Raw genomic sequence first — 25,833 nt, forward strand, 5'->3', positions numbered from 1 at the left:
AGATGAGTTCTCCCTGACTCCCTGAGAGTCCTGAAGGAACGTTGAAGACGACGACGTTGATAGGTCGGGTGTGTAAGCGCAGCGATGCGTTGAGCTAACCGATACTAATGAACCGTGAGGCTTAACCTTACAACGCCGAAGATGTTTTGGCGAAGAGACGAACAATCAAAATTCAGCCTGATACAGATTAAACAGAATTTGCCTGGCGGCTTTAGCGCGGTGGTCCCACCTGACCCCATGCCGAACTCAGAAGTGAAACGCCGTAGCGCCGATGGTAGTGTGGGGTCTCCCCATGTGAGAGTAGGGAACTGCCAGGCATCAAACAAGTGAAGAGGCCATCCGAAAGGATGGCCTTTTTGCGTTTATGCGCCAAAAAAACGGCAGGCCGGGTAAGGCAAAGCCGCCACCCGGCACGTCAGACCGCACTCCACGTCACAATAAAGCCCGCAATCCCATCCACATCATTTAAGTCCAGCACCGGAACCTCAAGCGGCAATACCATATCACTGGCCACCGCAATAACATGCTCATCAAGCGTTAGCTCACTCATATCATGCCCGGCATCGCTTCTGAACAGCAGGATCTTAGGCACTGCCTCATGCTTAAATCCCTCAATCAGCACCAGATCCAGGGTGGAATGATCCATCCGACTGACCAGATAAGCGAGATCCAGCGGCGCCTCGTCCGGCGTTTCTGTCATTAACGCCCAGCGCTGAGGACTTGCTACCATCGTTTGTGCTGCTCCGGCCTTACGCAGCTCATAGCTGTCTTTTCCTGGCGTATCGATATCCATGTTGTGATGACTATGCTTAATCAATCCAGGACGAAGGCCTCTGGCACACAGCGCGGGTATCAGCTTTTTCAGCAGCGTGGTTTTCCCGTTCCCACTCCATGCGGAAATGGCTAAAAGAGGTATCATTTTTTCTCCTGCATCATCTGCAAATCTTCATGCGTGTTCACGTTCACAAACGCTGATTTCACATCGCTAAAATCAACGGAATGGCCACCAGACTCACGCATGAAGACCATCACCCTGCGCTCTCCCGCAGCCAGATAGCTCTGCAGAGCAGGCGCTAGCGAACGATGCATCAACGCGACAGCAGGATGGTCACGCTCGCCGTCATGTACCCAAACCACAGGAGCTGTACCACGAAGCAGGAGCAGACGCTCGACAAGACAGGAGGGAATAAACGGCGTATCGCAAGGGCAGAAGATAAACCACTCTCCGTGCGACTGTTGCATGACCGAAAGCATACCGGCAAGCGGTCCCGGGTAATTCTCAAGGCTATCCTGATAAACGGCGTACCCGCTGCGTCGGTAAGTGTCGATATGCCTGTTCGCGCTGATGGCCATTGCCGTCACCTGGCCGGCAAGCGTATCGGCGACATGCTGCCACAAGGGCTTTCCATTAAGAAGCTGAAGCCCCTTATCTTTACCGCCCATTCGCGTTGCTCTGCCGCCTGCCAGAACGACCCCGATGATTTCCTGGCTAACATTCACGAATATCGCCTCTTTTATTGTGGGATTGACCCTGCTAACGTGTCACTCTAAATGAAAGGAGCACCACCATGAAATGTAAACGTCTGAATGAAGTTATTGAACTCCTCCAGCCCGCCTGGCAAAAAGAGCCAGAGCTAAATCTGATGCAATTTTTACAGAAACTGGCGAAAGAGTCAGGTTTTGACGGCGATCTGGCAGACCTTTCTGACGACATCCTGATCTACCACCTTAAAATGCGCGACTCCGCCAAAGATGCTGTTATTCCTGGTATTCAGAAAGATTATGAGGAAGATTTTAAGACCGCATTATTGCGCGCCCGAGGCGTAATTAAAGAGTAAAAGCTTGTAAGCGGCGGCACCGAAATCGCCACAAGATGATATCCTGAATCATTCGTATAATTTCCGGATGATCGGATGAACGACCAGGCTTTTACTTTCCAGACATTACACCCGGACACCATTATGGATGCCCTGTTTGAACAGGGTATTCGGGTGGATTCCGGGCTAACCCCATTAAACAGCTACGAAAACCGCGTCTATCAATTTCAGGACGAGGATCGTCAGCGCTTCGTCGTAAAGTTCTATCGTCCTGAACGTTGGTCCGCAGAACAAATTCAGGAAGAGCATCAGTTTGCTCACGATCTGCTGGATGACGATGTTCCCGTTGCCGCACCGCTAAAATTCAATAACCAAACGCTCCTCACGCACGAAGGGTTTTACTACGCTGTATTCCCGAGCCTGGGTGGTCGTCAGTTTGAAGCGGATAATATCGATCAGATGGAATGGGTTGCCCGCTATCTTGGGCGTATCCACCAGACGGGACGCAAAAAAGCCTTTATTGCCCGTCCAACGATGGGGATTCAGGAATACCTCCTTGAACCGCGCGAACTATTCGAAACGTCTGCAATGATCCCCGCTGCGCTAAAGGATGATTTCCTCAACGCCACCGATAAGCTTATTGCTGCAGTGAAAACCTGCTGGCGCGATGATATTTCCGTTCTGCGCCTGCATGGCGATTGTCACGCCGGGAATATTCTCTGGCGTGATGGCCCGCTGTTTGTCGATCTCGATGATGCGCGTATGGGGCCAGCGGTTCAGGACCTGTGGATGCTGCTCAATGGCGACAAAGCCGAGCAACGCATGCAGCTTGAAACCATTATTGAAGCTTATGAAGAATTTAGCCCGTTTAATTCAGACGAAATTGCCCTGATTGAGCCTTTACGTGCGATGCGTTTTGTTTATTATCTCGCATGGTTAATCAGGCGTTGGGACGATCCGGCATTTCCCCGAAATTTCCCGTGGCTTACCGGAGAGGATTACTGGCGTAGCCAGATATCTACATTTACTGAGCAGGTTAAGGTTCTTCAGGAGCCCCCTCTGCAATTAACGCCGATGTATTAATTGGACACACCCAGGAGAGAGTTAATCATGAAAAAAATTTGGCTGGCGCTGGCAGGTATGATTCTGGCATTTAGCGCTTCTGCTGCGCAGTTTACCGACGGAAAACAGTATATCACGCTGGACAAGCCGGTCGCTGGCGAGCCACAGGTTCTGGAGTTCTTCTCGTTCTATTGCCCACACTGCTATCAGTTCGAGCAGGTGCTGCATGTCTCTGACAACGTGAAGAAAAAGCTGCCGGAAGGCACCAAAATGACCAAGTACCACGTTGAGTTCCTGGGCCCATTGGGTAAAGACCTGACTCAGGCATGGGCGGTGGCGATGGCACTGGGCGTGGAAGATAAGATCACTTCGCCAATGTTTGAAGCCGTACAGAAAACCCAGACCGTTCAGACCACTGCGGATATCCGTAAAGTGTTTGTTGATGCCGGCGTGAAAGGTGAAGAGTACGATGCCGCATGGAACAGCTTCGTGGTGAAATCACTGGTTGCCCAGCAGGAAAAAGCGGCTGCTGACCTCCAGCTTCAGGGCGTTCCGGCGATGTTTGTTAACGGCAAATACCAGCTGAACATGCAGGGTATGGACACCAGCAGCATGGATATCTTCGTACAGCAGTATGCTGATACCGTGAAATACCTGGTTGAGAAGAAGTAATTTCGCTGATGTAAAAACGCCGGTCACTGACCGGCGTTTTTGTATGAAGATTTTATCTTGTCTATCTGTTCGTCTTTCTCTTTCCAGAGCGTATTAAGCCACTGCTGGAAACGACGTTTGAAGTTCTTATCGTTTACGTAATCACCGTGCAGTTCAGCGTCAATCGGAACCAGGTCGACGTGCACGACAATGCGCGTCAGTTTGCCGCTGAGCATATCGAAGAACGGCGTCCTGTCGTTTTCCGGATAGCAGAGCGTGACGTTAAGAAGTTTATCGAACTGTGCTCCCAGCACGTTAAGCGCCATCGCAATCCCCGCCGCCTTTGGCGGCAACAGATGCTGATAAGGAGAGCGAGTTTGCTGGCGCTTCTCTTCCGTAAACCGGGAACCTTCAACAAAGTTCACGATGGTCGTTGGATGTGCGCGAAACTTTTCACAGGAACGGCGCGTGGTCTCCACATCCTTACCGCGACGTTCCGGATGACGAATCAAATAGCTGCGCGAATAGCGTTTCATAAACGGCATATCGAGCGCCCAGCAGGCCAGCCCGATAAAAGGCACCCAGGCGAGCTGCTGTTTCAGGAAGTATTTATTCATCGGGATGTGTTTGCGAAAAAGCACGCATAACACCACGATGTCCGCCCAGCTGTGGTGATTGCAGATCAGCAGGTACCAGTTCTTTTTGTTGAGACTCTCCAGCCCTTTGACATCCCACTTCAGATGCGGGTTAAGGCACAACAGGATCGCCAGCCCTTCGCACCAGCAATACATCATGAAGTTACAAAATGCGGACACGGCTCGCCACACCACGGGTACAGGCAGCAGCAGTTTAATGATCCCGGCGAGAATGATCGGCACGGAACAGGCGATCGTCACCAGAATAGTTAAAATGATGCTTAGCAGTAATGTTATTGCAGCGAGCAATCTCGACATGATGAGCTTTTTCAAATAGTTAGCTGTAAGTGAGCGACCGACTAGTCGACGCTGGGCGCTGATTTTACCAGAAAACAGACAAATGAATGGCGCTTTCACATGATGATTTGGCGGCTTTTACCCTGGCGCAGCAGATTTCTCTGGGGTTCTGCGCGAATCAAGGCTTATATCCACATAGACTAAATTGCCATCAGTTGGCCATATAGATAAGATCTAACAACATAACAGCATGATAATTAAGATCTAAATATTACCTCATATGTGTTTTTTGCGTCTGTTATTCATATGAAGTGAAAATATACACAAACTTATCCACAGTTTGATTTTTGCGAGCGATCCTCACGATCGCAAAATCTTTTCCTGTATCAGGCGCTAATAACTGATGTTTTCATCCTTCTGTGGCATCCTTTACCCATAAATTGATTAAAGGCACGGACATTATGGTTCAGATCCCAGAAAACCCTCTTATTCTCGTCGATGGCTCTTCTTACCTGTATCGGGCATACCATGCGTTTCCTCCTCTGACCAATAGCGCAGGGGAACCCACCGGCGCTATGTATGGCGTGCTGAACATGCTGCGCAGCCTGATCCTTCAGTATCAGCCAACCCATGCGGCCGTCGTCTTTGATGCGAAAGGTAAAACCTTCCGCGATGAGCTGTTTGAGCATTACAAATCCCACCGTCCGCCAATGCCTGACGATCTGCGTGCGCAGATTGAGCCGCTGCACGCCATGGTAAAAGCGATGGGGCTGCCGCTGCTGGCCGTCTCCGGCGTTGAAGCCGATGACGTCATCGGCACGCTGGCGCGTGAAGCAGAAAAAATGGGTCGTCCTGTGCTGATCAGCACCGGTGATAAAGATATGGCGCAGCTGGTAACGCCAGGAATCACCCTGATTAACACCATGACCAACACCATTTTGGGGCCAGAAGAAGTGGTCACTAAGTATGGCGTGCCGCCTGAGCTGATTATCGACTTCCTCGCGTTGATGGGCGACTCCTCGGATAACATCCCTGGTGTTCCCGGCGTCGGTGAGAAAACCGCGCAGGCGCTGCTTCAGGGGCTTGGCGGGCTGGATACGCTCTACGCCGAATCAGACAAAATCGCCGGGCTCTCCTTCCGTGGTGCAAAAACCATGGCCGGGAAGCTGGAAGAGAACAAAGAGGTGGCTTATCTCTCCTATAAGCTGGCTACAATCAAAACCGATGTCGAACTGGAGCTGGGCTGTGAGCAGCTGGAAGTGCAACAGCCTTCCGCTGACGATCTGCTGAGCCTGTTTAAGAAATACGAATTTAAGCGCTGGATCACTGACGTGGAAGCCGGTAAATGGCTGCAGGCAAAAGGGGCGAAACCTGCTGCAAAGCCGAAGGAGACGATTGTCGTTGACGCAGAAGAGCAGGCGGAAGAAGAAGCCGTGGTGCTTACCTTCGACAACTACGAAACCCTTCTTGAAGAATCGCAGCTGATCGCCTGGATCGAGAAACTGAAAAAAGCGCCGGTCTTCGCCTTTGACACCGAAACGGACAGTCTCGATAACATTTCTGCCAATATGGTAGGCCTGTCATTTGCGACAGAGCCTGGTCATGCGGCCTATGTTCCCGTTGCGCACGATTACCTGGATGCGCCGGAGCAGCTCTCCCGTGAACGCGTGCTTGAGCTGCTGAAGCCGATCCTGGAAGACGAAAAGGCGCTTAAGGTTGGGCAAAACCTCAAGTACGACCGCGGCATTCTGCAAAACTACGGCATTGAACTGCGCGGGATCGCCTTCGACACCATGCTCGAATCCTACATTCTGGACAGCGTCGCGGGTCGCCATGATATGGATTCCTTATCTGACCGCTGGCTCAAGCACAAAACGATCACCTTCGAAGAGATTGCCGGCAAAGGGAAAAATCAGCTCACCTTTAACCAGATTGCTCTCGAAGAGGCAGGACGCTACGCGGCGGAAGACGCTGACGTCACGCTGCAGCTGCACCTGAAGATGTGGCCAAAACTGCAGAAGCACGAAGGTCCGCTGAATGTGTTCCAGCATATCGAGATGCCGCTGGTGCCCGTGCTGTCACGCATTGAACGTAACGGCGTGAAAATCGATCCAACGGTGCTGCATAACCACTCCGGGGAACTGGCGCAGCGCCTGACCGAGCTGGAGCAAAAAGCGCATGAGCTTGCAGGCGAGCCGTTTAACCTTTCTTCACCGAAGCAGCTGCAAACCATCCTGTTTGAAAAGCAGGGCATCAAGCCGCTGAAGAAAACCCCTGGCGGTGCGCCGTCAACCTCTGAAGAGGTGCTGGAAGAGCTGGCGCTGGATTATCCGCTGCCGAAAGTGATTCTGGAGTACCGTGGTCTCGCGAAGCTGAAGTCTACCTACACTGATAAGCTCCCGCTGATGATCAACCCGAAAACGGGCCGCGTGCATACCTCATACCATCAGGCTGTCGCGGCGACCGGTCGACTCTCATCAACCGATCCCAACCTGCAGAATATCCCGGTACGTAACGAAGAAGGCCGTCGTATTCGCCAGGCTTTCATCGCTCCAGAGGATTATCTGATTGTCTCGGCGGACTACTCGCAAATTGAGCTGCGCATTATGGCGCACCTGTCCCGTGACAAAGGCCTGTTGAGCGCATTTGCCGAAGGGAAGGATATCCACCGGGCAACCGCGGCAGAAGTCTTCGGTTTGCCGCTGGACAGCGTGACCAACGAACAGCGCCGCAGCGCTAAGGCGATCAACTTCGGTCTGATTTACGGCATGAGTGCATTCGGGCTTTCGCGCCAGCTCAACATTCCGCGTAAAGAGTCGCAGAAGTATATGGATCTCTACTTCGAGCGTTATCCGGGGGTGCTGGAATATATGGAACGCACTCGCGCGCAGGCGAAGGAGAAAGGTTATGTCGAAACCCTTGATGGTCGCCGTCTCTACTTACCTGACATCAAATCCAGCAACGCGGCGCGTCGCGCTGGCGCAGAGCGTGCGGCGATCAACGCCCCGATGCAGGGTACCGCGGCGGACATTATTAAGCGTGCAATGATCGCCGTTGATGCCTGGCTGGAGAAAGAGAAGCCTCGCGTGAAAATGATCATGCAGGTACACGATGAACTGGTATTTGAAGTGCACAAAGAGGACCTCGACGCCGTGTCGAAGAAGATCCACGAACTGATGGAAAGCAGCATGACGCTTGACGTGCCGTTGCTGGTGGAAGTGGGAAGTGGTGAAAACTGGGATCAGGCTCACTAATGGTTCTTCGCATAACGCGCCTTTTATGTAAGTTTGCAACATAACAACGCGCGTTTTGTGACGATCATTAGAATTCCCTATGTAAAGAATGAAAAAAAACTACAAAAAGTGCTTTTTCTGCAGCACAAAAAGGGGTAGAGTTATCGGCGTAGGGTACAGAGGTAAGATGTTCTATCTTTCAGACCTTTTACTTCACGTAATCGGATTTGGCTGAATATTTTAGCCGCCCCAGTCAGTAATGACTGGGGCGTTTTTTATTGCGGCAAAGAAAAATTCAGGCAAAAAAAACGCGGCCATCGCCGCGCTCGGTATTACTCTTCTTCCGCTTCCGTCGCGGGTTCCAGCTCGCTAAACCAGGTGTCGAGCTTCTGACGCAGCTTGTCCACGCCCTGCTTTTTCAGCGAGGAGAACGGCTCAACCTGCACGTCACCGTTGAACGCCAGCACCGCTTCGCGAACCATATTCACCTGCGCTTTGCGCGCGCCGCTTGCCAGCTTATCGGCTTTCGTCAGCAGCACCAGCACGGCGATATCGCTTGCCACAGCCCAGTCGATCATCTGCTGATCCAGATCTTTCAGGGGATGGCGAATATCCATCAGCACCACCAGACCTTTCAGGCACAGGCGTTTTTCCAGGTATTCCCCCAGCGCACGCTGCCACTTGATTTTCATCTCTTCCGGTACCTGCGCGTAACCGTAGCCCGGTAAGTCGACCAGGCGTTTGCCCTCTGCGACTTCAAACAGGTTGATGAGCTGGGTACGGCCAGGTGTTTTTGAGGTACGCGCCAGGCTCTTCTGATTGGTCAGCGTATTCAGGGCGCTGGACTTCCCCGCATTGGAGCGGCCAGCAAAGGCCACTTCAATACCGGTATCAGAAGGGAGGTGGCGAATATCGGGCGCACTGGTGACAAAATGCGTCTGTTGGTAGTTCCAGGTAGTCACGTGGTCGTCTCCAAAATCGTAATCTGAGGGGGATTATACCTGAATGCAGGCAAAAGGCTTTTCTGATTGCCAGGACTTGTAGGCGAATGCCCCAACCAGTGTGAGAGATCGGCCAGAGAGGCTATGGGAGATTTCAGAGAATTCGCAGGCGTCAAAAAAGCCAAACTGTTTTAAATCATAAGCTTATTCCCGGGTAATTGTCTGAAAATCCCTTTTTGTACCGTTTCGTTGCTTGTTAGTTTAACGGAACAAGGTAAAGTGTGCGTCAGGGCGAGGAAGCCAACAGGATATCGACTTAAGGATTAGGGTCAGGAGCGCCAGGAGGCGAAGACGCAGGATTGTCAGGATGACCAGCGCCTGGAGGCGTTTAAGCAGGAAAGGGAACCGTATCACGGACGGTATTAGCCAAGGGATAAACAGGGTTTGTTGTTGGCAAACACGGAATGTCTGACCCGCTAAGGGTTGTGAGTCAGGAAAAAAGGCGACAGATTGCTCTGTCGCCTTTTTTCTTTGCTTGCTTTCTGCTAGATTTCGCCGCAATTCTATACTGAAGAAAACGACTTAAAGATAAAACATCATGAAAAAACCAACCTCCGCTGCGGGCGCGAAACGCCCTGCAAAAGCACGCCGCAAAACGCGCGAAGAACTGAACCAGGAAGCGCGCGATCGCAAACGCGACAAAAAACATCGCGGTCATGCTGCGGGTAGCCGTGCCAACGGTGGTGGTGCAGCGGGCGCTTCTGCAAAAGGCAAACAGCAGAAAGATCCTCGTATCGGCAGTAAAACTCCCATTCCACTGGGCGTGACAGACACCCCGGTCACTAAGCAGCACAAACCAAAGAGCGAGAAACCTATGCTTTCACCGCAGGCTGAGCTGGATTTGCTGGAGAACGATGAGCGCCTGGACGCGCTGCTGGAACGTCTTGAAGAGGGTGAAACCCTGACCGCCGAAGAGCAGTCATGGGTGGATGCCAAACTGGATCGCATCGACGAGCTGATGCAGAAGCTGGGCCTGTCTTACGATGACGAAGACGACGAAGAAGAAGACGAAAAGCAGGAAGATATGATGCGTCTTCTGAAGGGTGGAAACTAACATTTGCACCCGGCAGGCACGATAGTCCTGCTTATAACCCTTCCGGTTATATGTTATCTGGTGTGGTTATTCGTTAAACTACGGCGGTTGTCGCGGCGACAGAAGTGGCTGCGCACCCGAGTGATGACCCGCGATGGGGCCAGAACGGGCCGCCGTATACGAACGCGACACCAACGGAAGGAGTGAGCATGTCAGCACCAACTATCGACTGGGATTTGGCCCTAATCCAGAAATATAACTATTCCGGGCCGCGTTATACGTCATACCCCACCGCGCTGGAGTTCTCCGATGCCTTCGGAGAGCGTGATTTTCAGCAGGCTGTCGCGCGCTATCCTGAGCGTCCGCTGTCTCTCTACGTCCATATTCCGTTCTGCCATAAGCTGTGTTACTTCTGCGGCTGCAATAAAATCGTGACCCGTCAGCAGCATAAAGCCGACCAGTACCTTGATGCGCTCGAACAAGAAATTGTGCATCGCGCGCCGCTGTTTGCTGGCCGTCACGTCAGTCAGCTTCACTGGGGCGGCGGCACGCCAACCTATCTGAATAAAGCGCAAATAAGCCGCTTGATGACCCTGCTGCGCGGCAATTTCAGTTTTAACGCTGACGCTGAAATCTCGATCGAAGTCGATCCGCGTGAAATTGAGCTGGATGTACTGGATCACTTACGCGCCGAAGGCTTCAATCGTCTGAGCATGGGCGTGCAGGATTTCAATAAAGAGGTTCAGCGTCTGGTGAATCGCGAGCAGGACGAAGAATTTATCTTTGCCTTACTCAATCACGCGCGTGAGATTGGCTTCACCTCGACCAATATTGACCTGATTTACGGCCTGCCAAAGCAGACGCCGGAAAGCTTCGCCTTCACCCTGAAGCGCGTGGCCGAACTCAACCCGGACCGCCTGAGCGTCTTTAACTACGCGCATCTGCCGACGCTGTTTGCTGCCCAGCGCAAAATCAAAGATGCCGATCTGCCTTCTGCCCAGCAGAAGCTGGATATCCTGCAGGAAACGATCACCTCGCTGACCGAAACCGGTTATCAGTTTATCGGGATGGATCACTTTGCCCGTCCGGATGACGAACTGGCGGTAGCTCAGCGCGAAGGGGTCCTGCACCGCAACTTCCAGGGCTACACGACCCAGGGCGATACCGATTTGCTGGGAATGGGCGTCTCCGCCATCAGCATGATTGGCGACTGCTACGCGCAAAACCAGAAAGAACTGAAGCTGTATTACCAGCAGGTTGATGAGACGGGCAACGCGCTGTGGCGCGGCATTGCATTAACGCGCGATGACTGTGTCCGTCGCGATGTGATTAAGGCGCTTATCTGCAACTTCCGTCTCGATTTCAGCGACGTGGAAGCGCAGTGGAAGCTGAACTTCAGCGATTATTTCGCAGAAGACCTGAAGCTTCTGGCGCCGCTGGCGAAAGACGGGCTGGTGGATGTGTCGGAGAGCGCGATTGAGGTCACGCCGAAAGGGCGTCTGTTGATCCGTAATATCTGCATGTGCTTCGACGCGTATCTGCGTCAGAAAGCGCGACTGCAGCAGTTCTCGCGGGTGATTTAAGCCGCAAAAGCGCAAACGTAGGCCGGGTAAGGCGAAGCCGCCACCCGGCTTTTACGTTCAACCCCGCTAGCTAAACAGCCCAACCAGCGCCGCACACAACATAGCCGCAACGGCGGTTTGTGGCGTGTGGCTTTCAGCGGCTCCGCTAGAGAGCATATTCACGATTGTTTCCAGCATGATGTTCACCCCCAATTTCCGGGCACGATCATACAAAACTCATCGGAACAGTAAAGCGCAAAATAACGGCGATTTGCGCTCAATTAATAACCTTTACACTTCGGGGAAGATCACTCCATTCCCAACTCTTTAAGCTTGCGCGTCAGGGTATTACGTCCCCATCCCAACAGGCGAGCGGCTTCCTGCTTGTGACCCTGCGTATGACGAAGCGCGGTAGTTAACAGCGTACGCTCCATCTCTGGCTGAGCTTCAGACAGCAGGTTTTGATGACCGGAACGCAACGCGCGGTCGGCCCACTGTGCCAGCAGCGTCGCCCAGCTGTCCGGCAGCGCGTGCCCGGTAGTGCTTTCAGGCGCGGTCGCTTCAAACAGCTCAGCGGGTAAATCCTGAATCAGCACTTCCTGCCCGGCGGCCATCACGGTTAACCAGCGGCAGGTGTTTTCCAGCTGACGCACGTTGCCCGGCCACGCCAGGCGCGTCAGAGCGGCATCGGTTTCCGGGTGAAGCTGCTTGGCTTCCACACCCAGCTCGCGGGCGGCCACCTGCAGAAAATGACGCGCCAGGCGGGGAATATCTTCCCGACGCTCACGCAGCGGCGGCAGATGAACGCGGATGACGTTCAGGCGATGGAATAAATCCTCACGGAATTTCCCTTCCTGCACGCGTTGCTCCAGGTTCTGGTGGGTCGCGGCAATAATGCGCACGTCTACCTTCACCGGCGCATAGCCGCCCACGCGGTAAAACTGTCCGTCGGCCAGCACGCGCAGCAGGCGGGTCTGAACATCCAGCGGCATATCGCCAATTTCGTCCAGGAACAACGTGCCACCGTCAGCCTGTTCGAAACGCCCCTGACGAATGGTATTAGCGCCGGTAAATGCCCCTTTTTCATGGCCGAACAGTTCGGACTCAATCAAATCCTTCGGGATCGCCGCCATATTCAGAGCGATAAACGGCGCTTTTGCCCGCGGGCTATGGCGATGCAATGCATGCGCCACAAGCTCTTTACCGGTTCCCGATTCGCCGTTAATCAAGACGCTGATGGACGAGCGGGACAGACGACCGATAATGCGAAACACGTCCTGCATCGCCGGCGCTTCGCCGATGATGTCTGTCGTTGGCCCAAAATCGGGCGCGTGGCGCGGCTGTTGCTGCTCCTGATAATGGCTAATCGCGCGCTCAACCAGCGCCACCGCTTCGTCAATATCAAACGGTTTGGGCAGGTAATCGAACGCCCCTTGCTGATAGGCGCTCACTGCGGCATCCAGATCGGAATGCGCGGTCATTATGATGACCGGAAGCATAGGGTGGCGTTGTTTGATCTGCTTTAACAGCGCCAGCCCGTCCATGCCCGGCATACGAATATCCGAAAGCAGAACATCCGGCGTTTTGGTGGTGAGTGCATCGAGCACTTCGCTGCCGCTCTCAAACGTCGTGCAGCTTAACCCTGCCCCTGTGAGCGCGCGTTCAAGCACCCAACGGATGGAGCTATCGTCATCGACTACCCAGACTATCCCTCGTTGCATAAACGTCACCTTTATTTTTTAATCGGCAGGAAAACCGAAAACTCGGTATGTCCCGGCCAACTGGTAAATTCAATTTTCCCGGAGTGTTGATCGATCAAACTGCGGGCAATGGATAAGCCCAGGCCGGTCCCGCCTTCGCGACCGCTTACCATCGGGTAGAACAGGGTATCCTGCAGATGCGATGGAATGCCGGGCCCGTTATCCTCAACGTCGATTCGGGCCGCCAGCCGGTAGCGCACGCCGTGTAACGTGAGCTGGAAGGCGGTGCGGGTGCGTAAAATAATCTCGCCCCCTTCAGGCCCCAGCGCCTGCAGGGCATTACGCACAATATTCAACAGGACCTGCTCAATCTGGTCCGGATCATGGGCCAGTTCCGGCAGGCTTGGGTCGTAATCACGTACCAGCGTGACGTTCTCCGGCAGCTCCATTGAGACGAGCTTCACCACCCGTTCAGCCACTTTATGGATGCTTTCAGTGACGTGCATTCCCGGCTGCTGCGGACCAAGAAGACGGTCTACCAGATTTCGCAGACGGTCCGCCTGCTCAATGATGACGTTGGTGTACTCCGCCAGCGCGGGATCGGGGAGTGCCTTGGTCAGAAGCTGCGCCGCGCCGCGTAATCCACCCAACGGGTTTTTGATTTCATGCGCCAGACCGCGCACCAGGTCACGGGCGGCAATTTGCTGTGCATGCTGAAGCTGCTCCTGGCTCAGTCGACGCTGATTATCCATCGGCGCCATTTCCAGCAGGATCATCCCATCGGGAAGACGCTGCGCGGTCAGAGACAGAATGTGCGAGCGTCCGTCGATCACCAGCGTCACTTCGTTATCGGTAAACCCCTGGCCAGCCTGCAAACTTTCCTGCATCAGGCCAATATTCAGCGAAAAATAGCTCAGGAGTTCAGGAAGCGGGGTGCCGAACAGTTTACGTGCGCTTTGGGCGAGCAGCTGCTGCGCCGCCGGGTTGGCGTAATGAACGGCCAGCTCGTCATCGACCAGCAAAATGCTGTTAATCAAAGAATTGAGGATCTGCCCAGCATCGGGCAGCGTGCCAGTTGCCATTCAGCAGTCTCCTGGAGTTGTTGCACTGTTTTAGTGCAGTATAGCGTTTTCGGCGTAAATAGCGCGTGAGATCAGGTTGTTGGTGGAGAAAAAAGCCCATCCGGAGATGGGCTAAAAGTTTCCACGGCAACTACCCCCGGCGCTTGTCACGCCGGGTAAAACAACTTTATTAAACGCTGTAGTACAGTTCGAACTCAACCGGGTGTGGCGTCATACGCACACGGTCGTTCTCTTCAATACGCAGGGCGATGTAAGCGTCAATCGCTTCATCAGTGAACACACCACCCGCAGTCAGGAACTCGCGGTCTGCGTCCAGCGCCTGCAGGGCTTCTTCCAGAGAGCCAGCAACCTGTGGGATCTCTTTCGCTTCTTCTGGCGGCAGGTCGTACAGGTTTTTGTCCATCGCTTCGCCCGGGTGGATCTTGTTCTTAATACCGTCCAGACCGGCCATCAGCAGTGCTGCGAAGCACAGGTATGGGTTAGCCGCTGGATCCGGGAAGCGCACTTCGATACGACGTGCTTTAGGAGACGCCACCACCGGGATACGGATAGAAGCAGAACGGTTACGTGCTGAGTAGGCCAGCATCACTGGCGCTTCGTAGCCCGGGACCAGACGCTTGTAGGAGTTAGTGGTTGGGTTCGCCAGGGCGTTGATCGCTTTAGCGTGTTTGATAACACCACCGATGTAGTGCAGCGCCTGCTCGGACAGACCGGCATATTTGTCGCCAGAGAACAGGTTGGTACCGTTCTTGGACAGAGACATGTGGCAGTGCATACCGGAACCGTTATCGCCAAACATTGGTTTTGGCATGAAGGTCGCGGTTTTACCGAAACGGTGCGCAACGTTGTGCACAACGTATTTGTAAATCTGAATCTCATCCGCTTTCTTGGTCATGGTGTTAAAGCGGGTAGCGATTTCGTTCTGGCCAGCAGTCGCCACTTCGTGGTGGTGCGCTTCAACAACCAGGCCCATCTCTTCCATGATCATACACATGGTAGAACGGATGTCCTGTGAAGAATCGACCGGAGGAACCGGGAAGTAACCGCCTTTCACGCCAGGACGGTGACCTTTGTTACCACCTTCGTATTTGGTGGAAGAGTTCCATGCACCTTCGATGTCATCGATAGCCACGTGGGAACCAGAAATTGAAGCGCCGAAACGGATGTCGTCAAACAGGAAGAACTCTGGCTCTGGTCCGAACAGAACGGTGTCTGCGATGCCGGTAGAACGCAGGTACTCTTCAGCACGTTTTGCGATAGAACGTGGGTCACGGTCGTAGCCCTGCAGCGTGCCTGGCTCGAGGATGTCGCAACGGATGATCAGGGTTGGTTCTTCGAAGAACGGGTCAATGAGCGCAGTGGTCGCGTCCGGCATCAGAACCATGTCGGATTCGTTAATGCCTTTCCAGCCACCAATGGAGGAGCCGTCAAACATTTTGCCTTCTTCGAAGAATTCGGCGTTCACCTGATGAGCAGGGATTGTGACGTGCTGTTCTTTACCTTTGGTATCGGTGAAGCGCAGATCAACAAACTTCACTTCATGTTCGTTCAGCATCGTCAAAACGTGTTCAGCGGACATACTTAACTCTCCAGATTGGTCATTGTCGTCGTGGTAACGAGGTCTTCAATTTCTGTTTGTACTGGCTGGTGCCATGTATTTTTTATAAAGCGAAATCTGTGCCAACTTTTAAAACACCCCAAAAAGGCGTTATCATGCGCACCATAGTGCAAAAGGGCTGCACCACGATGGATTTGTTGCACCAGTATAGTGCTTCAATGTGAACATTGAGCACCATATTGGTGCAATTTACGTTAAGGAGCCCTTTTACCGCTCCGTGAAAGCGATCACAAAGCATCCCTGCATGACTTGTTTGCGGGGGATGTTTGTGATCCTGTTTTGTAGTGCGATTAATCCGTGTACAATAACGCGCTATTTCTAAATGCCTGAGGCAAAGTTGTGATCGAAAATTTGCGTAACATCGCCATCATCGCGCACGTAGACCATGGTAAAACTACCCTGGTTGACAAGCTGCTGCAGCAATCCGGTACGTTTGATGCGCGTGCCGAAACCCAAGAACGCGTGATGGACTCCAACGATTTGGAGAAAGAGCGTGGGATTACTATCCTCGCGAAAAACACCGCGATTAAATGGAATGACTACCGTATCAACATCGTTGATACCCCAGGGCACGCCGACTTCGGTGGTGAAGTTGAACGTGTAATGTCCATGGTAGACTCCGTTCTGCTGGTCGTTGACGCAATGGATGGCCCAATGCCACAGACGCGCTTCGTGACCAAAAAAGCTTTTGCCCATGGTCTGAAGCCAATCGTTGTTATCAACAAAGTTGACCGCCCTGGCGCGCGTCCTGACTGGGTTGTTGACCAGGTCTTCGACCTGTTCGTTAACCTCGACGCGACCGACGAGCAGCTGGACTTCCCTATCGTTTACGCCTCTGCGCTGAACGGTATCGCAGGTCTGGACCACGAAGACATGGCTGAAGACATGACCCCGCTGTATCAGGCGATTGTTGACCGTGTTCCTGCGCCAAACGTCGATCTTGACGGTACCCTGCAGATGCAGATCTCTCAGCTCGACTACAACAACTACGTTGGCGTAATCGGCATTGGTCGTATCAAGCGCGGTAAAGTGAAGCCTAACCAGCAGGTTACTATCATCGATAGTGAAGGCAAAACCCGTAACGGTAAAGTTGGTAAAGTGCTGACTCACCTGGGTCTTGAGCGTATCGAGAGCGACATCGCTGAAGCGGGCGACATTATCGCTATCACCGGTCTGGGTGAACTGAACATCTCCGACACCATCTGCGATCCGCAGAACGTCGAAGCGCTGCCAGCCCTGTCCGTTGATGAACCAACCGTATCCATGTTCTTCAACGTCAACACCTCTCCGTTCTGTGGTAAAGAAGGTAAGTTCGTTACCTCTCGTCAGATCCTTGACCGCCTGAACAAAGAGCTGGTGCACAACGTTGCGCTGCGCGTTGAAGAAACCGAAGACGCTGATGCATTCCGCGTTTCGGGTCGTGGTGAGCTGCACCTGTCTGTTCTGATCGAAAACATGCGTCGTGAAGGTTTCGAAATGGCGGTTTCCCGTCCGAAAGTAATCTTCCGCGAAATCGACGGCCGTAAACAAGAGCCGTTCGAAAACGTGACGCTGGACGTTGAAGAGCAGCACCAGGGTTCTGTGATGCAGGCTCTGGGTGAGCGTAAAGGCGACCTGAAAAACATGAATCCAGATGGCAAAGGCCGCGTACGTCTCGACTACGTGATCCCAAGCCGTGGCCTGATCGGCTTCCGTTCAGAGTTCATGACCATGACCTCCGGTACCGGTCTGCTGTACTCCACCTTCAGCCACTACGACGACGTTCGTCCGGGCGAAGTGGGCCAGCGTAACAACGGCGTGCTGATCTCCAACGGTCAGGGTAAAGCGGTTGCGTTTGCGCTGTTCGGTCTGCAGGATCGCGGTAAGCTGTTCCTGGGTCACGGTGCTGAAGTTTATGAAGGCCAGATCATCGGTATTCACAGTCGTTCTAACGACCTGACCGTAAACTGCCTGACCGGTAAGAAACTGACCAACATGCGTGCGTCCGGTACTGACGAAGCAACGGTTCTGGTTCCACCGATCAAGATGACTCTGGAGCAGGCTCTGGAATTCATCGATGATGACGAACTGGTAGAAGTGACTCCACAGTCAATTCGTATCCGTAAACGTCACCTGACCGAGAACGATCGTAAACGTGCTATGCGCGGTGCGAAAGAAGACTAATACGGTCAATCTATAGGCCGGGTAAGCGCACGCGCCACCCGGCAGGTAAAAAGCCGCTGATCCCTCAGCGGCTTTTTTATTCGATGATCGCCAGAATTCTTCATTACCCGGGGACGTTATGTCCCAACGCTATCTTTTTCCTGCGAAATTCACGGATTAGGGTAACTCTGCTCCATTTATCACGAACACCCGATCTGCCGATGAAATCGTGGTTTCGCGATGCGCGATAATAATCCTCGTAATGTTCATCGCCTGTATAGACTGATTGACCTGACTTTCACTGGTTTTATCAAGGTGGCTGGTCGCCTCGTCCATGAATAAAATACCCGGTTTACGGTATAATGCCCGGGCAATATAAATCCGCTGTTTTTGACCGCCGGACAACCCTTCCCCAAGTTCACCAATCAGTGTCTCGTAACCCATTGGTAGCTTTAAAATGTCATTATGAATATGGCTTGCGATAGCGCATTGCACCATCCACTGCTCGTCAATGTCAGGCCGAAAACCGGCGATATTCTCTTTGATTGAGCCTGAAAACAGCTTATCTTCCTGCATGATACAGGCAATGCGTTCAGCATAATGCTCGAAACCAAGTTGCTTAATATCAATGCCATTAATTCGGACGCAGCCGTTCGACGGTTCGAATAAACCGCACAACACTTTCATCAAGGTGCTTTTACCTGAACCCGATACGCCCGTAATAGCAATACTCTCTCCGGCATGAATGGTCAGATTCAGTTTGCTGAAGATAGGGTCCGCATGGTTATCATAACGGTAAGTCAGATCCTGAGTTTCGAGCGTTAAGGCTCCGTGTGGTAAACGCAGCGGGCTGGTGGCCGTTGAAGAAGATGCTTCCTGCAGCGCAATATCGGCAACGCGTTCATTGTGTAAGTTGATGATCTTCAGCTGAATGATAAAGTTGATCAGGGCATTTATTCGGTCATAGAACTGACTCCTGAAGGTGTTAAATGCGATAAACATACCGATGGTTAAATGACTATCCATCATCAGCCTGCCGCTAACCCACAGGATAACAATTTGGTCGCAGGCGGCGATAAAAGAGACGACGCCACCAAAGAAAAGATCCATTCGCGTCAAACGAATGCCTGTATTGACCTTATCTGAAAAAAGATTAAACCAGTTATTGATTCTCAGGTCAGTCATCCCCTGAATCTTAATCGTCGCGATACCGTACAGGGTTTCCATAAAATAAGAATTAAGGCGTGCTTCCTTGATTAACTCTTCTTCGGATAGCTGGCGATAGTATCGATAGGTAGCAAACCGAATGAAGGTGTATATTGCGGTAAAAGAGACCACTATCATGCTGAGCTGCAGGTTGTATAAAAACATCATTACCAGCAAACCCATGAGCATTAGCGTATCAATAATGCTACCAGTCAAACCTGTGGTAAAAGTGGCCCGTATAACATCAAGCGAGTGGAAGCGAGACTGAATGTCCCCCAGTTTGCGTCTTTCAAAATAGGTGGTCGGTAGCTTAATAAGGTGAGAAAAGAGGCTAAAACTCCACTGGACGTCGATGAGTGTTCCCAGTATCAGCGTGGTCCAGGAGCGTATGACACTGACCGTCAAACGTAACAGAATCAGAATAAACAACCCAAGACAGATGATATTAAGTAAACCGTAATCTCCGGATGCAATCACATTATCCGTGACTAATTGTGTCCCCACTGGCATTAGCAGGCTGATCAACTCAATCACCAGCGATAAGAAAAATACCTTCGTCAGTGAAGTTATCAGTCCATTGATATTCTTTAATAACGTGGTCGCTTTTAACCTGTTTTGCTTCTTTTGAACTGAGAAAGTGGTTCCCGGCCATACCTCAAGCACAACACCAGTAAAATGTTGGGACAATTCGGGCATGCTAATCACCCGTCGTCCAAACGCAGGGTCGTGGATCACCGCGCTGTTCTTATCGACCTTAATCAGTACGACAAAATGGTTAAAATCCCAATGCAATATGCAGGGCTTACGCACGTCATGTAATTCCTGAAGGTCCACGGACAATGCGCGTGACGACATCTCCAGTTCACTGGCAATTGCTTTTATCGCATTGAGGTTGACCCCACGTGATGACAAATTGAATTGTTGCCGGAGTTGCAGTAGATCCACCTGCTTGCCATAAAAACTGCATATCATTGAAAGACAGGCCAGGCCACATTCGGACGCTTCGGTTTGAAAGACAACTGGGATGCGTTTAAATATTTTCAGATCCAACTTGCGCAGCAGCGTCTCAAGTGTATAAAGATTATTCATTACCTGCGTCCGTTACGCTCATTTTCATTTCGTAAAATGGCGATAATAACCACTCATAGATATGTCTCTTTTCAAGGAAAAGAGAAATCTGCGCTTTGGCTCCCTGGCTCAGTGAGAGTTGTTTTCCATGAACTTGCACAGACTGTAGGTCGGGTTTGATCATGATTTTGTACCAGGACTTTTTATCGTCATAGAATTCGTGTGCGATGGTCTGTTTTGACAGGAGTTCTGGCTTCGATGCCGGAAGCCTGGATATTGCTGATATTGATGCCCTGAACTGACCAAATTTGTCATAAGGAAAGGCGTCGTAACTGACATTAACGCGCTGGCCAATCGCCAGATAAGGAAGAACTTCATCGGGAACCCAGGTTTCGAGATAGCATGGTGAATGGATATTCTGCTGAACTCGCGCCAGTACATCGCCTGCGCCGATCATCTTACCTTGCGCCGTATTGATGGAGTCGATTAAGCCATCGGCTGTTGCCTCGATGACATAATTACCTTCCGCTTCTGTATTTAACTTTTCTTTTTCCAGCTCGTATTTTTGTTGCTCAAGCTGGTAAATCTGATGGTCATAATCGGCGCCCTGGGACTGGATCTGCTGATTGAGCGTATCGACCTGAACCTGATCTTGTGATTTTCTGGCGACCAGGTCAGAAACATTGCTCTGCTGTTGATAGAGTAGTGCGTTTTGACTGCTCATCTGGTCTTTGGTGACCAGACCTTTTTCCTGATAAATACGGTAATCGTTAACGTTCTTCTCAATCTGATTCAGTTCCCGTTCAGCCTGCACGAGTAACCCAGATGAGGTATTAAAACTGGACTGATAATGATCTTTTTGAGTTGTTAGCGCAGCGAGAGTACGTTTTTTTGAAGCGTTCAAATTTGCCATCATTACGCTGATACTGTTTATCTGTAGCGCGATCTCCTTTTTTTTATTTTCATCAACCAGGCCTGATTGCGTCGATACACCTGAATGAATGAGAAAGAGGGCGTCACCTTTTTTTACGCGATCGCCTTCATTAACAAAACTCTTCACGACTGTACCCTGCATTGATGCAGAGATATTCACTGAGCCAGGGAAAGTGGTTACCTCACCGTGAACGATGACGCGACGGGTATAGGAACCTTTGGTAATAAAAATAGAAATGGAAGCAATAAAAACAATGCTGAGCAATATAATAAAAGCAAAAGGGATGCCCGGCAGAAGAACGGCTTTCCCTTCCCACCGGGTACTCTGATATTCAATAGCTTCCTTGCGAAACATATCTGGCCTCTTGCAGGGTGGAAATAGCCGCTAAATATCAGCGGCTATGAGTTATAATGATTCAGGAATTAATGTCTACCGTGATCATTACCCTGGCGGCCGCCACCACTTTTCGAACCACCATTACCTTTTGATGAACCACCGCTTTTACCACCAACGTTAACCGAGCAACCACCGCTAAAGGATGTGCTTTCAGAGTGAGAACCATCTTTATTAGTGGTGCTGGTGTGAGAATAGCTGCCATTACAACCAGCACTACCACCACCGAACATCCCACCAATCGCACTACCGATAGAACCCCACATTCCTGCACCGCTGACGTTACTTAATTCACTTTCATTGAGTTCACGCATTATTAATGTTCCTTGCAATAGTGAGCAAAAGGTATACCCATAATATCCATAGACTTTTTCCATACCATTTCACCATCCGTGAATGAAATGTTTTTTACGCCAAAACGCGTAAAATCCTTTTCGCTGTACGTCGACAGACCTGTGTCTGGATCACCAATATTTTCTTTTTGCCCGCAAAGTGGCATCATCCATGACACATTTATTTCTTTGTAGAATGCTTTATCCGTTTTTCTTATTTCTGAGAAAATGCGATCTGTTATCGTTGTGTCTGTATTGATTTCTCCATTAACTGTAGTTGTTAACTTATTGTCATCAGAATTAGGTGACCCATGGAAACCAATAATCGAACCATAGTTGATGATTTTGTTTTTTGCCGCTGGGAAAAGATAGTTAGCACAGGAAGAAAGGCATAATCGCCTGACCTCAATGTTAATTTCTTTATCATGAATAATTCGTGCTATATTGATTGCAGTTTCGACATCGCCGCCACCACTGTTTATCGATATTGTTCTGACAGGGATAAGGTTTTTTTTGATAAGTCCCACAATGATTTTGTCATCATCTTTGGATATGTTTCCGTCGATATATAACGTATCAAAAACGAGGTGGGTTGAAGATTTTGGTTCAAGCCCTTGCTTCACAATTAATTGGCTAGAGAGTTGATATAAAATATCTCTGCTGGCTTTTTTAAATTGGTAGGCATTGTATGAATAAATAGCGAATGCGCAGAGTATTGCTATTAATACGGCACTGAGGACGTATCCCTTTTTAATCTTCACGAAAGTGCAGCTCCATGTGTAAAGTAATGTAAACTTAGCATTATAAAAAAGAAGATAAATAGAGTATTTGTATCTAAATGTAAATTTAAGTAAAGTAAACTTGTTGCAATTTCTCGCAAAGCCGCGAGAAATGGGATTGCCATGGAAAAAACTGGGGGAATATGGTGATGAGAAAAAGCTTATGGAAGCGTTTTTCTATAATTTTTTGCAAAATGAACTAAAACGTATATCTTCGCAAAAACGCACTTAAATAAAACTCATCCCAGCCTATCGCCCGAAAGCCAATATCATCTTCCCGGGCTAAATTTTTGTTCTTCATACTGCTCCCTCTCAGCTGAATCTCGTGCATAGCCAAACTTTATCTTTCCCGCTACAGTTACCTCTCCACGGCGAGCAGGAGATAACCATGCTTTATATCTTTGATTTAGGAAACGTAATCGTCGATATCGATTTTAATCGCGTGCTGGGTGCGTGGAGCGACTTTAGCCGCGTTCCGCTGGCGACACTGAAGCAGAATTTCGCGATGGGCGAGACCTTCCATCAGCATGAGCGGGGCGAGATCAGTGATGAGGAATTCGCGGAACGTTTCTGTCAGGAGATGGATCTACCGTTAAGCTACGAGCAGTTTTCACACGGCTGGCAGGCGGTATTTGTCGCCATTCGGCCTGAGGTGATCGACATCATGCACAAACTGCGCGAGCAGGGGCATCGGGTCGTTGTGCTATCAAATACCAACCGTCTGCACACGACGTTCTGGCCTGAGGAATACCCTGAAGTTAAGGCGGCGGCAGATAAGATCTATCTTTCGCAGGAGATGGGTATGCGTAAGCCTGAAGCGCGAATTTACCAGGCTGTTCTGCAGTCAGAGGGATTCACCGCGGCCGATGCGGTCTTTTTCGATGACAACGCTGATAATATAGAGGGAGCTAATCAGTTGGGTATCACGTCAATTCTGGTGACCGGAAAAGAGACGATACCAAACTACTTCGCGAAGCAGCTATGCTAAAAACCGTTCATCAAAAAGCCACGCACCATACTCGCCCGCTGCGGGCCTGGCTGAAACTGCTCTGGCACCGTATTGATGAGGACAATATGACCACGCTGGCGGGTAACCTCGCCTACGTGTCGTTGCTCTCATTAGTACCGCTGGTGGCGGTTATCTTTGCCCTGTTTTCCGCCTTTCCGATGTTTGCGGACGTCAGCCTGCAGCTTCGTCATTTTGTCTTCGCGAATTTCATTCCTGCAACCGGGGATGTCATCCAGAACTACATTGAGCAGTTTGTCGCCAATTCCAGCAAGATGACGGCTGTGGGGGCATGCGGGCTTATCGTCACCGCGCTGCTGTTGATGTACGCCATCGATAACGCGCTGAACACGATCTGGCGGAGCAAAAAAGCGCGGCCAAAGGTGTATTCCTTTGCCGTGTACTGGATGATTCTCACGCTGGGGCCGCTGCTGGCCGGGGCGAGCCTGGCGATCAGTTCGTATCTTCTCTCCTTGCGCTGGGCGAGTGAGTTAAACGGCGTAATTGATAATGCGCTTCGCATCTTCCCGTTGATCCTGTCGTGGCTCTCGTTCTGGCTGCTCTATAGCGTCGTGCCGACCACGCGCGTGCCTAACCGCGATGCGGTTGTGGGGGCGCTGGTGGCGGCGTTGCTTTTTGAGCTCGGTAAAAAAGGGTTTGCCCTCTACATCACCATGTTTCCGTCCTATCAGCTTATTTACGGCGTGCTGGCGGTGATCCCCATTTTGTTTGTCTGGGTCTACTGGACCTGGTGTATCGTCTTGCTTGGTGCCGAAATAACTGTCACTCTCGGTGTTTACCGCGAACTGAAAAAAGCAGCAGCAGCTGAAAAACAACAAGAAGCAGACCAACCATGATTGCATTGATACAGCGCGTAACCCGTGCCAGCGTCACCGTGGAGGGAGAGGTGACGGGTGAAATTGGCCCAGGACTTTTGGTGTTGTTAGGTGTCGAAAAGGATGACGACGAACAAAAAGCCAACCGCTTATGTGAACGCGTGCTGGGCTACCGTATTTTCAGCGATGCGGAAGGCAAGATGAACCTGAACGTCCAGCAGGCGGGCGGCAGCGTGCTGGTGGTTTCCCAGTTTACGCTGGCAGCGGATACCGAGCGCGGCATGCGCCCGAGCTTCTCTAAAGGCGCCGCGCCGGATCGTGCAGAAGCACTTTACGAGTACTTTGTTGAGCGTTGTCGCCAGCAGGAAATGAATACGCAAACCGGACGATTCGCTGCAGATATGCAGGTGTCGCTGGTGAACGATGGCCCCGTCACATTCTGGCTCCAGGTATGAGCATACTGGCGGCGTGGCCGCGGGTAACAAGAGAGAGTACAGCTATGTATCACCTTCGAGTACCGCAAACGGAAGAAGAGTTAGACGCTTATTACCAGTTCCGCTGGGAAATGCTGCGCAAGCCACTGCATCAGCCAAAAGGCTCTGAACGCGACGCCTGGGACGCGATGGCCCACCATCAGATGGTGATGGACGAAGAGGGTAACCTCGTCGCCGTCGGGCGTTTGTATATCAACGCCGATAACGAAGCGTCTATTCGCTTTATGGCGGTTCATCCCTCCGTGCAGGACAAAGGTCTGGGGACGCTAATGGCGATGACCCTGGAGTCCGTCGCCCGTCAGGAAGGCGTTAAGCGCGTCACCTGTAGCGCCCGCGAAGATGCCGTAGAATTCTTTGCCAAACTTGGTTTTGTGAATCAGGGGGAGATCACGACCCCGCAAACCACGCCGATTCGTCATTTTTTGATGATCAAACCCATCGCCACGCTGGACGATATTCTGCATCGCGCCGACTGGTGCGGACAGCTCCAGCAGGCCTGGTATCAGCACATTCCGCTCAGTGAAAAAATGGGCGTGCGCATTCAGCAGTACACCGGACAAAAATTTATTACCACCATGCCGGAAACCGGCAATCAGAACCCGCACCACACGCTGTTTGCCGGCAGCCTGTTCTCACTGGCCACGCTCACCGGCTGGGGACTGATCTGGCTGATGCTGCGCGAGCGCCATCTGGGCGGCACCATCATTCTGGCCGATGCTCACATCCGCTATAGTGCACCGATCAGCGGCAAGCCGAGCGCGGTGGCCGATCTGGGGTCACTGGGCGGCGATCTGGACCGTCTGGCACGTGGCCGCAAGGCTCGCGTACAAATGCAGGTTGAACTGTTTGGCGATAAAACACCGGGCGCGGTGTTTGAAGGCACCTATATCGTTCTTCCGGCGAAGCCCTTCGGCGCGTATGAAGAGGGTGGGAACGAGGAGGAGTAATCTCC

24 protein-coding genes and 2 rRNA genes are annotated in these 25,833 nt (G+C 51.5%); 14 read left to right on the forward strand and 12 right to left on the reverse strand.

Translation table 11 applies throughout. The features are described from left to right. Together AC0TN7_RS00885 and rrf are read left to right on the forward strand one after the other, a co-directional pair. Positions 1-129, forward strand: a 23S ribosomal RNA gene (locus tag AC0TN7_RS00885); the annotation flags it as partial. A gap of 72 nt (positions 130-201) precedes the next feature. Further along, positions 202-317 (forward strand): 5S ribosomal RNA (gene rrf / locus AC0TN7_RS00890). Positions 318-415: 98 nt separating this feature from the next. Here rrf and mobB read toward each other — a convergent pair. Next, complete coding sequence (gene mobB, locus AC0TN7_RS00895; RefSeq protein ID WP_473701767.1) at positions 416-919, reverse strand: molybdopterin-guanine dinucleotide biosynthesis protein MobB; 504 nt, start codon at positions 917-919, stop codon at positions 416-418. Then, entirely contained in the window at positions 916-1,500 is a 585-nt protein-coding gene (mobA, locus tag AC0TN7_RS00900; RefSeq protein WP_024909224.1) for a molybdenum cofactor guanylyltransferase MobA, read from the reverse strand. The genes mobB and mobA overlap by 4 nt, the downstream gene beginning before the upstream one ends. Positions 1,501-1,568: 68 nt before the next feature. Between mobA and AC0TN7_RS00905 the strand changes: the two genes are divergently transcribed. The 3 genes from AC0TN7_RS00905 to dsbA all read left to right on the forward strand — a co-directional run bounded on the left by AC0TN7_RS00905 (position 1,569) and on the right by dsbA (position 3,551). After that, positions 1,569-1,838, forward strand: a complete 270-nt coding sequence (locus AC0TN7_RS00905) for a YihD family protein (protein WP_008501866.1) — start codon at positions 1,569-1,571, stop codon at positions 1,836-1,838. Positions 1,839-1,913: 75 nt separating this feature from the next. After that, on the forward strand, positions 1,914-2,900 hold the full coding sequence (locus AC0TN7_RS00910) for a serine/threonine protein kinase (RefSeq protein ID WP_090420816.1): 987 nt from the start codon (positions 1,914-1,916) through the stop codon (positions 2,898-2,900). A 27-nt stretch (positions 2,901-2,927) separates the two neighbouring features. Next, complete coding sequence (gene dsbA / locus AC0TN7_RS00915) at positions 2,928-3,551, forward strand: thiol:disulfide interchange protein DsbA (RefSeq protein WP_045285687.1); 624 nt, start codon at positions 2,928-2,930, stop codon at positions 3,549-3,551. 23 nt (positions 3,552-3,574) lie between these two features. On the opposite strand, the gene AC0TN7_RS00920 is transcribed toward dsbA, so the two are convergent. Further along, a complete protein-coding gene (locus tag AC0TN7_RS00920; protein ID WP_024909221.1) occupies positions 3,575-4,483 on the reverse strand; it encodes an acyltransferase in 909 nt (302 codons plus the stop codon). Between the two features lie 440 nt (positions 4,484-4,923). Here AC0TN7_RS00920 and polA point away from each other — a divergent pair, with 440 nt between their 5' ends. Together polA and spfP are read left to right on the forward strand one after the other, a co-directional pair. Beyond that, a complete protein-coding gene (gene polA, locus AC0TN7_RS00925; protein ID WP_024909220.1) occupies positions 4,924-7,716 on the forward strand; it encodes a DNA polymerase I in 2,793 nt (930 codons plus the stop codon). 166 nt (positions 7,717-7,882) lie between these two features. After that, on the forward strand, positions 7,883-7,930 hold the full coding sequence (spfP, locus tag AC0TN7_RS00930; protein ID WP_071892919.1) for a small protein SpfP: 48 nt from the start codon (positions 7,883-7,885) through the stop codon (positions 7,928-7,930). Between the two features lie 97 nt (positions 7,931-8,027). Here the strand turns inward: spfP and yihA are convergent, their stop codons facing one another. Continuing rightward, entirely contained in the window at positions 8,028-8,657 is a 630-nt protein-coding gene (yihA, locus tag AC0TN7_RS00935) for a ribosome biogenesis GTP-binding protein YihA/YsxC (RefSeq protein WP_023309768.1), read from the reverse strand. Between the two features lie 577 nt (positions 8,658-9,234). On the opposite strand from yihA, the gene yihI reads away from it, so the two are divergent. Further along, complete coding sequence (yihI, locus tag AC0TN7_RS00940; protein WP_014885763.1) at positions 9,235-9,750, forward strand: Der GTPase-activating protein YihI; 516 nt, start codon at positions 9,235-9,237, stop codon at positions 9,748-9,750. Positions 9,751-9,938: 188 nt separating this feature from the next. Then, positions 9,939-11,312, forward strand: coding sequence for an oxygen-independent coproporphyrinogen III oxidase (hemN, locus tag AC0TN7_RS00945; RefSeq protein WP_407859246.1), 1,374 nt, complete (start codon positions 9,939-9,941; stop codon positions 11,310-11,312). Positions 11,313-11,378: 66 nt separating this feature from the next. Here hemN and AC0TN7_RS00950 read toward each other — a convergent pair whose 3' ends face one another. The 4 genes from AC0TN7_RS00950 to glnA all read right to left on the reverse strand — a co-directional run bounded on the left by AC0TN7_RS00950 (position 11,379) and on the right by glnA (position 15,652). Beyond that, positions 11,379-11,489, reverse strand: coding sequence for a YshB family small membrane protein (locus AC0TN7_RS00950; protein ID WP_023333898.1), 111 nt, complete (start codon positions 11,487-11,489; stop codon positions 11,379-11,381). 110 nt (positions 11,490-11,599) lie between these two features. Continuing rightward, positions 11,600-13,012 (reverse strand): nitrogen regulation protein NR(I), encoded by a 1,413-nt coding sequence (glnG, locus tag AC0TN7_RS00955; protein ID WP_024909218.1) that lies wholly within the window; start codon positions 13,010-13,012, stop codon positions 11,600-11,602. A gap of 11 nt (positions 13,013-13,023) precedes the next feature. Next, positions 13,024-14,073 (reverse strand): nitrogen regulation protein NR(II), encoded by a 1,050-nt coding sequence (gene glnL / locus AC0TN7_RS00960; protein WP_023333897.1) that lies wholly within the window; start codon positions 14,071-14,073, stop codon positions 13,024-13,026. A 169-nt stretch (positions 14,074-14,242) separates the two neighbouring features. Continuing rightward, a complete protein-coding gene (gene glnA, locus AC0TN7_RS00965; protein WP_024909217.1) occupies positions 14,243-15,652 on the reverse strand; it encodes a glutamate--ammonia ligase in 1,410 nt (469 codons plus the stop codon). A gap of 378 nt (positions 15,653-16,030) precedes the next feature. Here glnA and typA point away from each other — a divergent pair, with 378 nt between their 5' ends. Continuing rightward, positions 16,031-17,854: a ribosome-dependent GTPase TypA gene (gene typA, locus AC0TN7_RS00970; RefSeq protein WP_023331638.1), complete on the forward strand. Its 1,824-nt coding sequence runs from the start codon at positions 16,031-16,033 to the stop codon at positions 17,852-17,854. Positions 17,855-18,010: 156 nt separating this feature from the next. Here the strand turns inward: typA and AC0TN7_RS00975 are convergent, their stop codons facing one another. From AC0TN7_RS00975 to AC0TN7_RS00990, 4 genes are all read right to left on the reverse strand, one after another. Further along, complete coding sequence (locus tag AC0TN7_RS00975) at positions 18,011-20,128, reverse strand: peptidase domain-containing ABC transporter (protein WP_024909216.1); 2,118 nt, start codon at positions 20,126-20,128, stop codon at positions 18,011-18,013. Then, the gene (locus AC0TN7_RS00980) at positions 20,121-21,395 is read right to left on the reverse strand and encodes an HlyD family secretion protein (protein ID WP_473701768.1); all 1,275 of its coding nucleotides are present in this window, start codon (positions 21,393-21,395) and stop codon (positions 20,121-20,123) included. The genes AC0TN7_RS00975 and AC0TN7_RS00980 overlap by 8 nt, the downstream gene beginning before the upstream one ends. Positions 21,396-21,463: 68 nt before the next feature. After that, positions 21,464-21,748, reverse strand: coding sequence for a hypothetical protein (locus tag AC0TN7_RS00985; protein ID WP_023309759.1), 285 nt, complete (start codon positions 21,746-21,748; stop codon positions 21,464-21,466). Between the two features lie 2 nt (positions 21,749-21,750). Beyond that, entirely contained in the window at positions 21,751-22,527 is a 777-nt protein-coding gene (locus AC0TN7_RS00990) for a hypothetical protein (RefSeq protein ID WP_023309758.1), read from the reverse strand. 406 nt (positions 22,528-22,933) lie between these two features. Here AC0TN7_RS00990 and yihX point away from each other — a divergent pair, with 406 nt between their 5' ends. The 4 genes from yihX to fabY are packed head-to-tail and all read left to right on the forward strand — an operon-like array spanning position 22,934 to position 25,828. Continuing rightward, on the forward strand, positions 22,934-23,533 hold the full coding sequence (gene yihX, locus AC0TN7_RS00995; protein WP_024909213.1) for a glucose-1-phosphatase: 600 nt from the start codon (positions 22,934-22,936) through the stop codon (positions 23,531-23,533). Further along, entirely contained in the window at positions 23,527-24,408 is an 882-nt protein-coding gene (locus AC0TN7_RS01000) for a virulence factor BrkB family protein (protein WP_061716286.1), read from the forward strand. Before yihX ends, AC0TN7_RS01000 begins: the two co-directional genes overlap by 7 nt. Beyond that, the gene (dtd, locus tag AC0TN7_RS01005; RefSeq protein ID WP_008501836.1) at positions 24,405-24,842 is read left to right on the forward strand and encodes a D-aminoacyl-tRNA deacylase; all 438 of its coding nucleotides are present in this window, start codon (positions 24,405-24,407) and stop codon (positions 24,840-24,842) included. The genes AC0TN7_RS01000 and dtd overlap by 4 nt, the downstream gene beginning before the upstream one ends. Before the next feature lie 44 nt (positions 24,843-24,886). Then, positions 24,887-25,828 (forward strand): fatty acid biosynthesis protein FabY, encoded by a 942-nt coding sequence (gene fabY / locus AC0TN7_RS01010; RefSeq protein WP_023309755.1) that lies wholly within the window; start codon positions 24,887-24,889, stop codon positions 25,826-25,828. Positions 25,829-25,833 lie beyond the last annotated feature (5 nt).

The sequence above is a fragment of the Enterobacter sp. PL_is511 genome, from assembly GCF_055816065.1.

Coding starts and splice junctions, on each gene's coding strand:
- mobB (WP_473701767.1), bottom strand. CDS start 919: ATGATACCTCTTTTAGCCATTTCCGCATGGAGTGGGAACGGGAAAACC.
- AC0TN7_RS00905 (WP_008501866.1), top strand. CDS start 1,569: ATGAAATGTAAACGTCTGAATGAAGTTATTGAACTCCTCCAGCCCGCC.
- AC0TN7_RS00910 (WP_090420816.1), top strand. CDS start 1,914: ATGAACGACCAGGCTTTTACTTTCCAGACATTACACCCGGACACCATT.
- dsbA (WP_045285687.1), top strand. CDS start 2,928: ATGAAAAAAATTTGGCTGGCGCTGGCAGGTATGATTCTGGCATTTAGC.
- AC0TN7_RS00920 (WP_024909221.1), bottom strand. CDS start 4,483: ATGTCGAGATTGCTCGCTGCAATAACATTACTGCTAAGCATCATTTTA.
- polA (WP_024909220.1), top strand. CDS start 4,924: ATGGTTCAGATCCCAGAAAACCCTCTTATTCTCGTCGATGGCTCTTCT.
- yihI (WP_014885763.1), top strand. CDS start 9,235: ATGAAAAAACCAACCTCCGCTGCGGGCGCGAAACGCCCTGCAAAAGCA.
- hemN (WP_407859246.1), top strand. CDS start 9,939: ATGTCAGCACCAACTATCGACTGGGATTTGGCCCTAATCCAGAAATAT.
- AC0TN7_RS00950 (WP_023333898.1), bottom strand. CDS start 11,489: ATGCTGGAAACAATCGTGAATATGCTCTCTAGCGGAGCCGCTGAAAGC.
- glnG (WP_024909218.1), bottom strand. CDS start 13,012: ATGCAACGAGGGATAGTCTGGGTAGTCGATGACGATAGCTCCATCCGT.
- glnL (WP_023333897.1), bottom strand. CDS start 14,073: ATGGCAACTGGCACGCTGCCCGATGCTGGGCAGATCCTCAATTCTTTG.
- glnA (WP_024909217.1), bottom strand. CDS start 15,652: ATGTCCGCTGAACACGTTTTGACGATGCTGAACGAACATGAAGTGAAG.
- AC0TN7_RS00975 (WP_024909216.1), bottom strand. CDS start 20,128: ATGAATAATCTTTATACACTTGAGACGCTGCTGCGCAAGTTGGATCTG.
- AC0TN7_RS00980 (WP_473701768.1), bottom strand. CDS start 21,395: ATGTTTCGCAAGGAAGCTATTGAATATCAGAGTACCCGGTGGGAAGGG.
- AC0TN7_RS00985 (WP_023309759.1), bottom strand. CDS start 21,748: ATGCGTGAACTCAATGAAAGTGAATTAAGTAACGTCAGCGGTGCAGGA.
- yihX (WP_024909213.1), top strand. CDS start 22,934: ATGCTTTATATCTTTGATTTAGGAAACGTAATCGTCGATATCGATTTT.
- AC0TN7_RS01000 (WP_061716286.1), top strand. CDS start 23,527: ATGCTAAAAACCGTTCATCAAAAAGCCACGCACCATACTCGCCCGCTG.
- dtd (WP_008501836.1), top strand. CDS start 24,405: ATGATTGCATTGATACAGCGCGTAACCCGTGCCAGCGTCACCGTGGAG.
- fabY (WP_023309755.1), top strand. CDS start 24,887: ATGTATCACCTTCGAGTACCGCAAACGGAAGAAGAGTTAGACGCTTAT.